This is a genomic window from Actinoplanes octamycinicus (assembly GCF_014205225.1).
In the GTDB taxonomy this organism is placed as follows: Bacteria; Actinomycetota; Actinomycetes; order Mycobacteriales; family Micromonosporaceae; genus Actinoplanes; species Actinoplanes octamycinicus.
Genome location: NZ_JACHNB010000001.1, coordinates 4,683,841 through 4,697,847, shown reverse-complemented (window position 1 = coordinate 4,697,847; position 14,007 = coordinate 4,683,841). Strand labels below are relative to the sequence as shown.

Below are 14,007 nucleotides of genomic sequence, written 5' to 3'. Positions count from 1 at the left end.
GATAATCTCAGGGCCGTGGCCGAAGCATCTACCCCCTCGCTGGGCCTGAGCCCACTGTCCCGGGTCCGTCTCGACGAGCTGCTCCAGGAGATGCTCGACCGCGTCGGCGACGTGGTGACCAGCCGGGAGCGGTTGCGCGCCCTGCTCGACGCGGTGGTCGGCATCGGCACCGACCTCGACCTGCGCAGCACCCTGCAGCGCATCGTCGAGGCGGCGTGTGCCCTGGGCGGCGCCCGCTACGGCGCGCTCGGCGTGCTCGCCCCGGACAACCGGAGCCTGTCCGACTTCATCACGCACGGCATCGACCCGGCGGTGCACGCGCGGATCGGCGACCTGCCGCACGGCCGCGGCGTGCTCGGCCTGCTGATCACCGAGCCGAAACCGGTCCGGCTGCCGGACATCCGCAAGCACCCGCACTCCTACGGCTTCCCGCCCCACCACCCGCCGATGCACAGCTTCCTCGGCGTCCCGGTGCGCACCCGCGACCACGTCTTCGGCAACCTCTACCTGGCCGAGAAGCAGGGCGCCGCCGAGTTCAGCGAGGACGACGAGGAGATCGTGGTGGCGCTCGCCGCCGCGGCCGGCGTGGCGATCGACAACGCCCGGCTCTACGAGCTGGCCCAGCGGCGGGAGCGCTGGCTGGCCGCGGCCGCCGAGATCACCGGCGTGCTGCTCGGCACCGTGCACCGCACCGAGGCGCTGCGGCTGATCGCCCGGCGGGCCCGCGAGGTGGCCGGGGCCGAGCTGGTCCTGGTGCTGCTGCACGAGGAGGAGCACGCGCGGTACCGGATCGAGGTGGCCGAGCCGGAGCAGGCCGGGCTGACCGGCAAGGTGCTGGCCGCGGACAGCGCGGTCGTCCAGGACTTCGGCGCCGAGCGGCACCGGCTGCTCGACGACCTGCGGACGGCCGCCGAGTGGCCCGGCCCGGTCCCGGCCGGCCCGGCGCTCGCCGCGCCGCTGACCGGCGTCGAGCGCGGCGTGCTGATCGTCTCCCAGTCGGCCGCCCAGGCCGCGCTCGGCACCGACGACGCGGTGCTGCTCTCCACCTTCGCCGGCCAGGCCGCGCTGGCCCTGGAGCGGGCCCGCGCCCAGGAGGAGCGGGAGCTGCTGGCCGTGCTGGAGGACCGCGAGCGGATCGCCCGGGACCTGCACGACGTGGTCATCCAGCGGCTCTTCGCCACCGGCATGCACCTGCAGGGCGCGGTCGCCGCGGCGGGCCGCCCCGAGGTGGCGAAACGGATCAACGACGCGGTCGACGACCTGGACGCCACCATCCGGGACATCCGCCGGTCGATCTTCGAGCTGCGCGCGCCGGTCGGGCCGTCGCTGCGCGGTGAGCTGCGCGAGGCGGTCGCCGCGGCCGAGCCGGCCCTCGGGTTCCGGCCCGAGCTGGAGACGTCCGGGCCGGTGGACAGCGCGGTGCCCGACGACGTCGTGCCGGAGCTGCTCGCCGTGCTGCGCGAGGCGCTGTCCAACGTGGCCCGGCACGCCCGCGCGGGCAGCGCCCGGGTGTCCGTCCGGGTCGCCGATGGAGAACTGTTCCTGCAGGTCCGCGACGACGGCGTGGGCATCGACCCGGCGCTGGCCCGGGGCGGCGTGGTGAACATGGGCGAGCGCGCCGCCGACCTCGGCGGCACCTTCGAGGTCGGTCCGGCCCCGGACGGCTCCGGCACCCTGCTGACCTGGCACGTGCCGCTCACCTCCGACCCGGCGTAGCTCACGGTCCCCTGCTGGTCGTCAGGGGTGCCTCGACGTCGTCGAGGCACCCCTGACGACCAGCCCACAACCGCGCGGTGCGCTGCGGTCCGCGCCACGGACGCGGTTGCGGCCCGGGCTGGTCCGCACGGGTGTCTCGCAGGGCGTGAGGCACCCCTGAGGACCAGCCCGGGACTTTCGGCCCTGCCCGAGGTCCCGTGCGCGGGGCACCTTGGAACATGTGAACGGCTACGACGAGTCAGACCTGCGGCGCGCGGCAGCGGCCGGGATCCAGGCGCCCTCGATGCACAACACCCAGCCGTGGACCTTCCGGCTCCGCGACGGTGTCATCGAGGTGATGGCCGACCCGGCCCGCCAGCTCAGCGTCGCCGACCAGAGCGGCTGGGCCCTGCGCCTGGCCTGTGGCGCCGCCACCATGAACGCCCGGCTGGCGCTGGCCTGGGCCGGCACCCCGGCCGAGGTCACCCTGCTGCCCGACCTGGAGCAGCCCGACCTGATCGCCCGGCTCTCCCCCGGCCGGCACCGCCCGCCCACCTACCTGGAACGGGACCTCTACACCGCGATCGAGCACCGGCACAGCAACCGGGAGCCGTTCTGGCCCGACCCGGTGCCGGCCGACGCCCGGGTCCGGCTGATCGAAGCGGCCCGCGCCGAGAACACCTGGCTCGACCTGCTGGTCGGGATGACCGCGCTGACCGGGTTCTCGGAGATCGCGCACAGCGCCGACCGGGTGCTCCGCCGCGACGAGCGTTACCAGGCCGAACTGATCACCTGGACGGACACCGAGGACGCGCCGGACGGCATGCCGGCCTACGCCGGCGCGGTCGTCGGCGAACACCAGGACCTGATCCCGCAGCGGGCGTTCACCAGCCGGCGGCGGGCCCCGGGCCGGGACTACGAGCCGGAACCGCTGGTCGGCATCCTCGGCACGGCCGGCGACCGGCGGCTCGACCAGATCCAGGCCGGCCAGGCCCTGCAACGGGTCCTGCTCACCGTCACCGACGCCGGCCTGGCCAGCTCGATGATCTCCCAGCCGATCGAGGTCCCGGCCGCCCGCGACCAGCTGCGCCGCGCCCTGGGGCGGACCGGGTTCCCGCAGATCGCGCTCCGGATCGGCTACGGCCACCCCGGCCGCCAGGCCCCCCGCCGCCCGGTGGACGACGTCATCGGGATCCCGGCCACGTGACCCCGGCCCGCAGCGCGGGCCCGCTCCGACGGGTGGGGATTTGAAGTTGGCACGTCGTCACCACCCGCGGACGTCGCCCTTGCGGGCTGAGCGTTCTGGACGCGCCAGCGGCCAGCTCGGACCGGAAGGGTCCCTGGCGGGAGCGACGATCGGTGATCAGCGCGGACCCGAGTCAGCATGCCTTTGAACTTGATCTTGAAGAATGGCGGCCGTGCCGGGACACTGAAAATGATCACGAAGATCACTCTCTAGTTGCCAAGGATGTGCAACAGCCACTCGTAGCCAATATGCTGACGCCTTGCGAGGAGCGCTTCGCGAGGGGGAAACATGGATGCGCAAGCGATGCACATCGCGAACGGGATTGTGAACGGGCCGGTGTCCGCGGTCTTCGTGGTCGTCGCCGTGGCCGTGCTGGCCGTCTGCGTCTGGCGGGCGCAGCGCGACCTGGACGACCGGCTGGCCCCGATGGCCGGGCTGGTCGCCGCGTTCATCTTCGCCGTCCAGATGCTCAACTTCCCGGTGCTGCCCGGCATCTCCGGCCACCTGCTCGGCGGGACCCTGGCGGCGATCCTGGTCGGCCCCTGGGTCGGCGCGCTCTGCGTGTCGACCGTCCTGGTGGTGCAGTGCCTGTTCGCCGACGGCGGCCTGACCGCCATCGGGCTGAACATCACGAACATGGCGATCATCGGTACGGCCGCCGGCTACCTGCTGGTCGTCGCCCTGCTCCGGCTGCTGCCGCGGACCCCGGGCGGGCTCGGCACGACGGCTTTCATCGCCTCGATCGTCTCGGTGGTGGCCGCCTCGCAGGGCTTCGTCCTGGAGTACGCGCTGGGTGGCACGACCGAGCTCTCCCTCCCGTGGATCTCCAGCACGATGGCCGGCGCGCACGTGCTGATCGGCGTCGGCGAGGGCCTGATCACCGCGGTCACCGTGATCACCGTGGCCCGGGTGCGGCCGGACATGGTCTACGCGCTCCGCACGTTCCGGAAGCCGGTCGTCGCCGAAGTGGAGGCTGTCGCGTGAAGCGGCTCGGATGGTTCCTGGCCGGCGGTCTGCTGGTCGCGCTGCTGCTGGCCGGCGTGGTGAGCAACTTCGCCTCGGGCAGCCCGGACGGCCTGGACGCGACGGCCCGGGAGGGCTGCACGTTCGACGCGGCCGGGGAGATCACCGGCGGTCACTGCATGGCGCAGCGGGAGCAGGAGCACCAGTTCGCGGACAGCCCGCTCGCCGACTACCAGATCAAGGGCATCGACAACCCGTACCTGTCGACCGGCCTGGCCGGGGTGGCCGGCGTGCTGCTCACCTTCGGTCTCGGCGCCGGCGGGTTCTGGCTGGTCCGGCGCCGCGAGCGGAAGGCCGCCTGACGTGGGGGCGGGGCACGCCCATCCGCTCTACCTGGCCCGGGGCAGCCGGATCCACCGGCTGGCGCCCGAGGTCAAGATCGTGGCGGTGCTGCTGTTCACGATCGTGGTGGTGCTGACCCCGCCGCAGCGTCTCGCCGCCTTCGCCGGCTATCTCGCCCTGGTGGTGGTGCTCGCGGCGGTGGCCCGTGTCCCGGCCCTCTGGCTGCTCAAGCGGGCCACCATCGAGCTGCCGTTCGTGCTGCTCGCGGTCACCCTGCCGTTCTTCGGGCACGGTGAGCGGGTCGACTGGCTCGGCATGTCCCTGTCGGTCGACGGGCTGCACGGCGCGTGGAACATCGTCGCCAAGGGCACCCTCGGCGTGCTGGCGTCGCTGCTGCTCGCGGCCACCACCACGATGCGTGACCTGCTGCACGGGCTGGACCGGCTGCGGGTGCCGCCGGTGTTCACCCAGATCGCCACGTTCATGCTGCGCTATCTCGACGTGCTCGCCGAGGACGCGCGGCGGATGCGGATCGCGCGGCTGAGCCGCGGCTACGATCCGCGGTTCCTCTGGCAGGCGCGCGCGTTCGCGGTCGGCCTGGGGTCACTGTTCCTGCGATCGTACGAACGGGGCGAGCGCGTCTATCTGGCGATGGTCTCCCGTGGCTACGCGGGCCGGATGCCGTCGATGAACGATCGCCGCGCGCCGGCCGGCGAGTGGGCGGCCGCCGCCACCCTGCCGCTGCTGTCGATCGGGATCGCGGCTCTAGCATGAGCGACGTGACGACTCCCGCCCTGCAGGTGACCGGGCTGCATTACGCCTACCCGGACGGCCGGGCCGCGCTCCGCGGCGTCGACCTCACCCTGGCCCCGGGCGAGCGGGTCGCCCTGCTCGGGCCGAACGGCGCCGGCAAGACCACCCTGGTCCTGCACCTCAACGGCATCCTGCACGGCGGTGGCGGCACGGTCCAGGTGGCCGGGCTGCCGGTCCGGCCGGGTGACCGGGCCGCGATCGGCGAGATCCGCCGCCGGGTCGGCATCGTCTTCCAGGACCCGGACGACCAGCTGTTCATGCCGACGGTGGCCGAGGACGTCGCGTTCGGGCCGGCGAACCTGGGGTTGCGCGGCGCCGAGCTGGACGCGCGGGTCGACGAGGCGCTGCGGGCGGTCGGTATGACCGAGCACCGCGACCAGGTGCCGCATCACCTGTCGTTCGGGCAGCGGCGGCGGGTGGCGGTGGCGACCGTGCTGGCCATGCGCCCGGAGATCCTGGTGCTCGACGAGCCGTCGTCGAACCTGGACCCGGCGAGCCGCCGCGAGCTGGCCGAGATCCTCCAGTCGCTGCCGGTGACGCTGCTGATGGTCACCCACGACCTGCCCTACGCGCTGGAGCTGTGCCCGCGCTCGGTGATCCTGGACGGCGGCCGGATCGCGGCGGACGGCGAGACCACCGCGCTGCTGGCCGACCGGGAGTTGATGCGCGGCCACCGCCTCGAGCTGCCGTTCGGCTTCGACCCGGTGGCGGCGGCCGCGTCGCGCCGGGGCTGAGTCCGGCGCTCTTTTCCAGGACGTCAGGCGGCCTGCTGGAGCGATCCGCCGTCGGCGCCGGCGACCAGCGCCTGCCAGGTCTCCCGGCCGACGACACCGTCGACGATGAGGCCGGCGTCGGACTGGAAGGCGCGCACCGCCGACTCGGTGACCGGGCCGTAGACCCCGTCCGGGTCGGCGCCGGACCCCCGCCGCTGGTGGAACTCGTGCTGCACGCCGCGCACCGCGTTGCCCCGGGCACCGGGCCGGACGTCCACGATCAGAGCCTGCCAGGTCTCCGCGCCGACAACGCCGTTGTCGGGAAGGCCCTTCGCCCGCTGGTAGGCGCGCACCGCGTCACCGGTCTGGGCGCCGAAGACGCCGTCCACCGTGACCGTGTGGCCGTGGGCCTGCAACAGGTACTGCAGCGTGGGCACGGGATGTTGCGTCGAACCCTGTCGGGTCGTCGGCCAAGGGCTGAGCGTACCGGCCATCCGGGGGTCCCCTTCCTCATCGTCGAGTAGGCGTATGCCCTTCACCTTCGCTTCATCCGGCGTCGAAAGAAAGGGTGAAGTATCTCTCCGCCCCCACTTTCTTAGGCGGAGAGACCCCCAAACCTGTCTAGATCAACTCTGCGCCCAGTCGCCGAGTGACCAATCCCGCACCTCGGGCATGTCCTCCAGGTGCTCGACCACATAGGTCTCGTGCTTGGCGAGCTGCGCCTCGCACCAGGCCTTGAGCTCGGTCGCGCCGCTCGGCAGCCGCCCGGCGTTGTTGATCGCGTCCATCACCAGGTGGTAGCGGGACGCCTTGTTCCGCACCGTCATGTCGAACGGCGTGGTGGTGGTGCCCTGCTCGATGAAGCCGCGCACCCGGAACCGGTCGGCGTCCGGCCGGCCGTGCACCAGCTGGTGGATGGCGCCCGGATAGCCGTGGAACGAGAACACCACGTCCACGTGGTCGGTGAACAGCTCACGGAACATGGTCTCGCTCATGCCGTGCGGGTGGTCCTTGGGCCGCGGCAGGGTCATCAGGTCGACCACGTTGACCACGCGCACCTTGAGCTGCGGCAGCTTCTCCATCAGGATCCGCGCGGCGGCCACCGTCTCCATGGTGACCACGTCGCCGGCGCAGGCCAGCACGATGTCCGGGTCGCTGTTGCCGTCGTCGGTGCCGGCCCACTCCCAGATGCCGGCGCCCTTGGTGCAGTGGTCGATCGCCTGGTCCATGTCCAGCCACTGCAGCTGCGGCTGCTTGTCGATCACGATCAGGTTGATGTACGACCGGGACCGGAAGCAGTGGTCGGCGACCGAGAGCAGGGTGTTCGCGTCCGGCGGCAGGTAGACCCGGGCCACGTCGCCGCGCTGGGTCAGCACGTTCTGGATCAGGCCGGGACCCTGGTGCGAGAAGCCGTTGTGGTCGTTGCGCCAGGCGGTCGAGGTGAGCAGGATGTTCAGGCTCGGCACCTTGGCCCGCCAGGGCAGGTGCGACGCCTCCTGCAGCCACTTGCCGTGCTGGATCGTCTGCGACGCGCTGACCATGGCGAACGCCTCGTAGGTGGCGAACATGCCGTGCCGCCCGGTGAGCGTGTAGCCCTCCAGCCAGCCGTGGCAGTTGTGCTCGGAGAGCACCTCCATCACCCGGCCGCCGCGGCTGAGCTTCACGTCGTCCGGGGTGACCGACTCCATGAACGCCCGGTCGGAGACCTCGAAGACCGCGCCGAGCCGGTTCGAGTTCGTCTCGTCCGGGCAGAACAGCCGGAACCGGTCCGGGTTGCGCGAGTAGATGTCGCGCATCAGCTCGCCCAGCCGGCGGGTGGACTCGGCCCGGCCCGACGCCGGGGTCTTCACCTCGACCGCGTAGTCGCGGAAGTCGGGCAGGTCCAGGTCCCGGGTGAGCCGGCCGCCGTTGGCGTGCGGGCTGGCGCTCATCCGCAGGTCGCCGTCCGGGGCCAGCTCGCGGACCAGCGGGGTGGGGGCGCCGTTCGCGTCGAACAGCTCGTCCGGCCGGTACGACTTCAGCCACTCCTCCAGCAGCCGCAGGTGGTCGGCGTTGTTTCGGACGCCGGAGAGCGGCACCTGGTGGGCCCGCCACGTCCCGCCGACGGTGATCCCGTCGACCTCCTGCGGGCCGGTCCAGCCCTTGGGCGTACGCAGGATGATCAGCGGCCAGCGCGGCCGGGAACCGTCCCAGCCGCCCTCACGCGCCGCGGTCTGGATGCTCTTGATCTTGCCCCAGGCCGCGGCCAGCGCCTCGGCGAAGCGGTGGTGCATGCCGGGCAGGTCGTCGCCGCCCACCTCGATGATCTCGTAGCCGTGGCCCTCGAGGAGCTTGCGGACCTCTTCCGGATCCTTGCGGGCCAGCACGGTCGGGCCGGCGATCTTGGCGCCGTTCAGGTGCAGGATCGGCAGCACCGCGCCGTCGTGCTCCGGGTTGATGAAGGAGACGCCCTTCCAGGAGCCCTCCAGGGGGCCGGTCTCCGCCTCGCCGTCGCCGACCACCGCGATGGTCAGCAGGTCCGGGTTGTCCATCACCGAGCCGAACGCGTGCACCAGCACGTAGCCCAGCTCACCGCCCTCGTGGATGGACCCGGGGGTGGTCACCGAGACATGGCTGGGGATGCCGCCCGGGCTGGAGAACTGGCGGAACAGCCGGAGCAGGCCGGCCTCGTCCTGGCCGACCTTCGGGTAGATCTCGGAGTAGGTGCCCTCCAGGTAACCCGCGGCCACCAGCGCCGGGCCGCCGTGGCCCGGACCGGCCAGGTAGATGGCCTGCTGCCCGGTCTTCTTGATCAGCCGGGAGACGTGCGCGTAGACGAACGACAGGCCGGGGCTGGTCCCCCAGTGGCCGAGCAGCCGCGGCTTGATGTGCTCGGCTTTCAGCGGCTCGCGCAGCAGCGGGTTGGCCTGCAGGTAGATCTGTCCGACAGTGAGGTAGTTGTTCGCCCGCCACCACGCGTCGAGCGCGGCGACCTCGGTGTCCTCAAGATGGGCGAGCTGGTCGAGCACAGCGGTCACGATCTTTCCTTCCCCGAAGGCTTCGTCGATCTTCACTTTTCTCCGCCGGGACCTCGCCCGGCAGGGTCGTTCGGCCCTTCCGAACGGGACGTTACCCGCGGTTCCGGTCAGCACGCCTCACCCTTGGCGAACGGCGGGCGAACGAGGCCACTGGGACAGGAGTGAGCCACGTCTCTCTTCCGTCCACCATGGACGCGGTGGACAGTGAGAGCGTTTTCCGCCCGCGCGTGAGGAGCCGCTCGTGCCCGCAGTCCGCAAGGTCCTCGTCGTCGGCGCCGGCATCGCCGGGGCGGCGGCCGCCATCCGGCTCGCGACCGGCGGGGTCGCGGTCGACCTGATCGACGCGCTGCCCGAGGCCGGCGCCACCGGATCCGGCATCACGCTGCAGGGCAACGCGCTGCGCGTGCTGCGCGAGCTGGGCGTCTGGGACCGGCTGCGGCCGCGCGGGCACGGCTTCGACTCGCTCGGGATCAGGGCGCCCGACGCGTACGGCACGCTGCTGGCCGAGATGACGGATTTCCGTACGGGCGGCGCCGACCTGCCGGCCACCTTCGGCACGTACCGTCCGGTTCTCGCCCAGTTGCTGCTGGAGCGGGCGGCGCGGGTGGGCGCCCGGGTCCGGTTCGGCACCAGCTTCACCGCGATCCGGCCGGACGGCGACGGCGTCGAGGTGACCCTCACCGACCACCGGACGGCCCGCTACGACGTGGTGATCGGCGCCGACGGGGTGCGTTCCGCGGTGCGCCGGGAGATCGGCATCGATCTGGTCACCCGGGACGTCGGGATCGACATCTGGCGGGTGGTGACCGCCCGGCCGGCGTCCGTGCACCGGACCGAGCTGATCCTGGGCGGTCCGCTGCACATCGCCGGGTACTGCCCGACCGGCCCCGAGTCGATGTACGTCTACCTGGCCGAGACGCCCCAGCATCGCGGCCCGCTGAGCCCGGCGGAGTCGCTGGCCGTGGTCCGCTCGCTGGCCGCGCCGCTGCACGGCCCGTGGGACGAGATCGAGTTCGACGATCCGGCCCGGATCCACTTCACCCGGTTCCAGACCCACCTGCTGGACGGGCCGTGGAACCGGGGCCGGGTGGTGGTGATCGGCGACGCGGCGCACGCCGCCCCGCCCACCCTGGCGCAGGGCGCGGCGATGTCGCTGGAGGACGCCGCGGTGCTCGGCGACCTGCTGCTGACCGCGCCGGTGGTGGACGACGCGCTGTGGACGGAGTTCACCGCCCGCCGCCTGGCGCGGGTGCGGACGGTGGTCGGCGCGTCCCTGCAGATGTGCCAGTGGCTGCTGGACGGCGTCCGGGGCGACGTCCCCGGCCTGCACGCCGAGGTCGCCGCCCTGGTGTCCCAGCCGGCCTGAGTCGGGCTCAGCCCAGCGGGTTCGTCCCGTCGCGCAGCAGGGTCAGGGCCGGGGCGTACATCCGGGCCTTGATCGTGCCGAGCGTGTCGCCGGCGTTCCCGGCCAGCGTCGCGGCGATCTTGACGGCGGTGGGCAGCACCGCGTCCTCCGGGGCCGCGTGGTCGACGATCCCGGCCGTCCGGGCGTCCTCGCCGCCGTACCGCCGGCCGGTGGTCATCGCCTCGTGCGCGGCCTGCGGCGTCAGCCGGCTCTGGATCAGCGCCGACATGGCCGGAGTGAACGGGATGCTGATCGCCACCTCGGGCAGGCACCAGAAGCCGCGGTCGGCGCGCATCACCCGGAAGTCGTGCGCCAGCGACAGCATCGCGCCGGCCGCGAAGGTGTGCCCCTGCAGCGCCGCGACGGTCGGCAGCGGCAGCGCGAGCACCCGGGCGAACAGGGCGTGCACCGAGGTCGCGTACTCCCGGAACTTGTCGCCGTTCGCGCCCAGCCACTCGAGATCGAGACCGTTCGAGAAGAACTTCCCGGTCGCGGTGGTGACCAGGGCCTTCGGCCCGTCGGCCTTCTCCACCTCGTCGAGGGCGGCGCCGACGGCGATCAGCCAGTCGGGGTGGAACCGGTTCTCGGTGTCCCCGAGGTCGAGGACGAAGACGTCGTCCTGGCGGTCGAGCGTGGGCATGCGGCCTCCTTGTCGCTGATGTTACCCGCAGGTAACTTCGCTATCTTGACCCACCCGCCCGGGGCGGGTCAACCGCGTGGTGACCACCGACCATGATGGACGGCATGGCTCGCTCCCTCAGTTACTCGGACGCGGTCCGGCTGCTCGGTGGCCAGGACAGCAAGGTCGTCGCCGCGATCGAGAAGATCACCGGCGGGGTGCTGCTGGCCGCGACCCCGGCGGTCCCGGCACTGCTCGGCCTCTTCGACGCCAAAGCGGAGCTGGTCCGCCTCAGCCACGACCTGGTCCGCGGCTTCGCCGACCGGCGCAGCGGCCTGTCCCGCTACAGCCGCACCGAGCGGCTGGAAGCGGCCCACCTGGTGATCGTGGTCGCCGCCTTCTTCGAGGCGATGGCGGACAGCGACCTGCCGATCGAGTTCCGGGATCTGGAGATCACCAAGGCGGAGCAGCTGGCCGTCACCGGCGCCGGCAATCCGCCGGGCGCGGTCGCGGATGACGCGCGGATCTTCGCCCACCTGGTCGGCAACACCATGGTCCCGCCGCTTCCCCATCAGTCTGCCGAGGTGTTCCGGATCTTCCTGCGCGACTACTACGAAGCGGCCGCGACCGTGACCCAGCGCTTCGTCGCCGGCCTCGCCGTCTGGGACCGCCTCGGGGCCGGTGAGCGGGACCGGTTCTCCGAGGCGCTGCGCGCTCTGCCGGACCGGGCGGTCACCCGCTACGACGAGCTGTTCCGGCAGCTGGTCGCGGACTTCCCCGAGGTGGCGTGCTGGGCGAGCCAGCGCGAGCACCGGGCCACCCGCACCGCCCTGGCCGGGCTGCAGGAGACCCTCGAGGCGATCTCCACCGGCCGGGCGCCGGACCAGCGCCGGGCGAGCCTGGCCCTGGCCTACCGCGCCGAGCTGGACCGGCAGATCGTCGAGTCCGGCGACGTGCCGGACGGCATCCGGGTGCCGGAGCTGGGCGAGGGCTACGTCCCGCCCCGGTTCCGGGTGTGCCAGGTTCCCTCCGCCGCCCAGGTGAGCGAGGAGTCCTGGTGGTCGCGCCTCCCGGCCCGGGACGACCTGCAGGAGTTCCTGATCGGTCACCTCACCGCGCCGCAGGCGGTCCGCGCTCCGCTGCTGGTGCTCGGCCAGCCGGGCTCCGGCAAGTCGGTGCTCACCCGGATCCTGGCCGCCCGGCTGCCGGCCGCCGACTTCCTGCCGATCCGGGTCGTCCTGCGGGACACCCCGGCCCTCGACGAGATCCAGGACCAGATCGAGTACGCCGTCCGGCAGGCGACCGGCGAGCGGGTCGAGTGGCCGGGCCTGGCCCGATCGGCCGGCGACGCGATGCCGGTGATCCTGCTCGACGGCTTCGACGAGCTGCTCCAGGCGGTCGGGGTGAGCCAGACCGACTACCTGGTGCGGGTGGCCAGGTTCCAGCGTCGCGAGGCGGACCAGGGCCGCCCGGTCGCGGTGATCGTCACCAGCCGGACCGCGGTGGCCGACCGGGCCCGCACGCCCGAGGAGACGACAGCCCTGCGCCTGGAGCCGTTCGACGACGAGCGGGTGGCCCTCTGGCTGGACATCTGGAACCGGGTGAACGCCGCCAACTTCGCCGCCGCCGGGCTCCGGCCGCTCGCCCCGGAGGTCGTGCTGCAGCACCGCGATCTGACCGGGCAGCCGCTGCTGCTGCTCATGCTGGCGCTCTACGACGCCGACCGGAACGCGCTCCAGCGGGCCGGGTCCGACCTGCGCGCCACCGAGCTCTACGAGCAGTTGCTGCGCAGCTTCGCGCTCCGCGAGATCGGCAAGCACCGGCCGGGCCTGCCGGACCGCGAGGTGCGCGCCGCGGTCGAGAACGAGTTGCGGCGCCTGTCGGTGGTCGCGTTCGCGATGTTCAACCGCTCCGTCCAGTGGGTCACCGAGGCGGACCTGGACCGCGATCTGGCGGCCCTGCAGATCTGCGGCCCGGCCGGTCCGGGCGCCGCCGCCGGGATGCGCGCCGCGCTGCCGGAGGCCGAGCTGACACTCGGCCGCTTCTTCTTCATCCACCGGGCGCGGGCCCTGCCGGACGAGACCGCCTTCCCGACGTACGAGTTCCTGCACGCCACCTTCGGCGAGTACCTGGTCGCCCGGCTCACCTGGCAGGTGCTCACCGACCTGGCGGCCCGGGACGCGGCGTCGTCCATGTCGTTCAACGCGGGTCCCGCCGAGGACGACCTGATGCGCGCGCTGCTGTCGTTCCAGCCGCTGAGCGCCCGCGGCCCGATCCTGGACTTCCTGGACCAGATGGCCGGCACGGCCGACGCCGACCGGCGGCAGTCCCTGCGGGAGCTGCTGGTGCGCCTCTACCGCGCGGTCAACCACACGCCGCCCGGGATCCGCTACGCCGACTACCGCCCGCAGTCGCCGAGCGAGCCGGCCCGCTACGCGACCTACGCCGCGAACCTCCTCCTGCTCGCCCTCTGCTGCGACCGCCTCGTGCTCGGCAGCGAGCTCTATCCGGCGCCGCCGGACCCGGTCGACGACTGGCACTCGCAGACCCTGCTGTGGCGGGCGCTGCTCACCGTCGACGGCTGGACCAGCCTGGTGGCGGCGATCGGCCTGAGCCGGGTCGAGGTGGACGGACGTCGCGACCTGCGGCTGTCCCTGCACGGCTTCACCGAGGTCACCTTCGAACCGGAGTGGATCTTCGAGGAGCACGGCGACGCGCTGCTGATGCCGGACCTGAGCCTCGACCAGATCCGGCAGAAGGCCTACTTCCAGTGCAGCGTGCTGGACGACATGGTGCACCACGCCGTGCAGCCGTTGAACAAGGTGCCCGCCTCCCTGGTCAACTCCTTCGTGCGGGTCGGACGCGCGGAGATGGCCTCGGCAGCCCACCTGCTCGTCGACTTCTGGGCGAACCCGTCGGCCGGCACCGCCCAGCGCGTGGCGGACCTGCTGACCGCCGGACTGCCCTGGTCCGGCACCACCTACCGCTACGTCCTGTCCGCTCTCCTGGACCGGCTCCGGGCCGGGCGGACCGTCTCGCCGGAGGCCGCCGGGAAGATCTTCCAGCAGCTGGTCGAGGCCCCGGCCATGGCGGACGCCGGGGCTCAGCAGACGCTCAGCGAGTGGGCCCGGCGGGAACTCAGTCTCACCGAGGAGGACATCCGCCGGCTGGAGTGACCGCTCGTCCGGCCGGGT

Annotated in this window: 11 protein-coding genes; 8 read left to right on the top strand and 3 right to left on the bottom strand. The window is 72.6% G+C overall.

Annotated elements, in window-relative coordinates; genetic code table 11:
* Positions 1 to 90: 90 nt before the first annotated feature.
* The 6 genes from BJY16_RS20520 to BJY16_RS20495 all read left to right on the top strand — a co-directional run bounded on the left by BJY16_RS20520 (position 91) and on the right by BJY16_RS20495 (position 5,793).
* Positions 91 to 1,716: a GAF domain-containing sensor histidine kinase gene (locus tag BJY16_RS20520; RefSeq protein ID WP_239177990.1), complete on the top strand. Its 1,626-nt coding sequence runs from the start codon at positions 91 to 93 to the stop codon at positions 1,714 to 1,716.
* Positions 1,717 to 1,936: 220 nt separating this feature from the next.
* Entirely contained in the window at positions 1,937 to 2,902 is a 966-nt protein-coding gene (locus BJY16_RS20515) for an Acg family FMN-binding oxidoreductase (protein ID WP_185041207.1), read from the top strand.
* Between the two features lie 327 nt (positions 2,903 to 3,229).
* The gene (locus tag BJY16_RS20510) at positions 3,230 to 3,925 is read left to right on the top strand and encodes an energy-coupling factor ABC transporter permease (RefSeq protein WP_185041206.1); all 696 of its coding nucleotides are present in this window, start codon (positions 3,230 to 3,232) and stop codon (positions 3,923 to 3,925) included.
* On the top strand, positions 3,922 to 4,266 hold the full coding sequence (locus tag BJY16_RS20505) for a PDGLE domain-containing protein (protein ID WP_185041205.1): 345 nt from the start codon (positions 3,922 to 3,924) through the stop codon (positions 4,264 to 4,266). Before BJY16_RS20510 ends, BJY16_RS20505 begins: the two co-directional genes overlap by 4 nt.
* A 1-nt stretch (position 4,267) precedes the next feature.
* Complete coding sequence (cbiQ, locus tag BJY16_RS20500; protein ID WP_185041204.1) at positions 4,268 to 5,020, top strand: cobalt ECF transporter T component CbiQ; 753 nt, start codon at positions 4,268 to 4,270, stop codon at positions 5,018 to 5,020.
* 5 nt (positions 5,021 to 5,025) lie between these two features.
* Positions 5,026 to 5,793, top strand: a complete 768-nt coding sequence (locus BJY16_RS20495; RefSeq protein ID WP_373873487.1) for an energy-coupling factor ABC transporter ATP-binding protein — start codon at positions 5,026 to 5,028, stop codon at positions 5,791 to 5,793.
* A gap of 23 nt (positions 5,794 to 5,816) precedes the next feature.
* Here BJY16_RS20495 and BJY16_RS20490 read toward each other — a convergent pair whose 3' ends face one another.
* Complete coding sequence (locus tag BJY16_RS20490) at positions 5,817 to 6,209, bottom strand: peptidoglycan-binding domain-containing protein (protein ID WP_239177987.1); 393 nt, start codon at positions 6,207 to 6,209, stop codon at positions 5,817 to 5,819.
* A gap of 189 nt (positions 6,210 to 6,398) precedes the next feature.
* The gene (locus tag BJY16_RS20485; protein WP_185041201.1) at positions 6,399 to 8,789 is read right to left on the bottom strand and encodes a phosphoketolase family protein; all 2,391 of its coding nucleotides are present in this window, start codon (positions 8,787 to 8,789) and stop codon (positions 6,399 to 6,401) included.
* Between the two features lie 241 nt (positions 8,790 to 9,030).
* Between BJY16_RS20485 and BJY16_RS20480 the strand changes: the two genes are divergently transcribed.
* A complete protein-coding gene (locus tag BJY16_RS20480) occupies positions 9,031 to 10,155 on the top strand; it encodes an FAD-dependent monooxygenase (protein WP_185041200.1) in 1,125 nt (374 codons plus the stop codon).
* A 7-nt stretch (positions 10,156 to 10,162) separates the two neighbouring features.
* On the opposite strand, the gene BJY16_RS20475 is transcribed toward BJY16_RS20480, so the two are convergent.
* On the bottom strand, positions 10,163 to 10,834 hold the full coding sequence (locus BJY16_RS20475; RefSeq protein WP_185041199.1) for an enoyl-CoA hydratase-related protein: 672 nt from the start codon (positions 10,832 to 10,834) through the stop codon (positions 10,163 to 10,165).
* A gap of 104 nt (positions 10,835 to 10,938) precedes the next feature.
* Here BJY16_RS20475 and BJY16_RS20470 point away from each other — a divergent pair, with 104 nt between their 5' ends.
* Positions 10,939 to 13,989 carry an NACHT domain-containing protein gene (locus tag BJY16_RS20470; RefSeq protein WP_185041198.1) on the top strand — a complete coding sequence of 1,017 codons (3,051 nt, stop codon included), beginning with the start codon at positions 10,939 to 10,941 and terminating at the stop codon, positions 13,987 to 13,989.
* The last annotated feature ends 18 nt before the right edge of the window (positions 13,990 to 14,007 follow it).

Excerpts from the sequence above, each read along its gene's own strand:
- BJY16_RS20520 (WP_239177990.1), top strand. The coding sequence starts at position 91 with ATGCTCGACCGCGTCGGCGACGTGGTGACCAGCCGGGAGCGGTTGCGC.
- BJY16_RS20470 (WP_185041198.1), top strand. The coding sequence starts at position 10,939 with ATGGCTCGCTCCCTCAGTTACTCGGACGCGGTCCGGCTGCTCGGTGGC.
- BJY16_RS20475 (WP_185041199.1), bottom strand. The coding sequence starts at position 10,834 with ATGCCCACGCTCGACCGCCAGGACGACGTCTTCGTCCTCGACCTCGGG.
- BJY16_RS20510 (WP_185041206.1), top strand. The coding sequence starts at position 3,230 with ATGGATGCGCAAGCGATGCACATCGCGAACGGGATTGTGAACGGGCCG.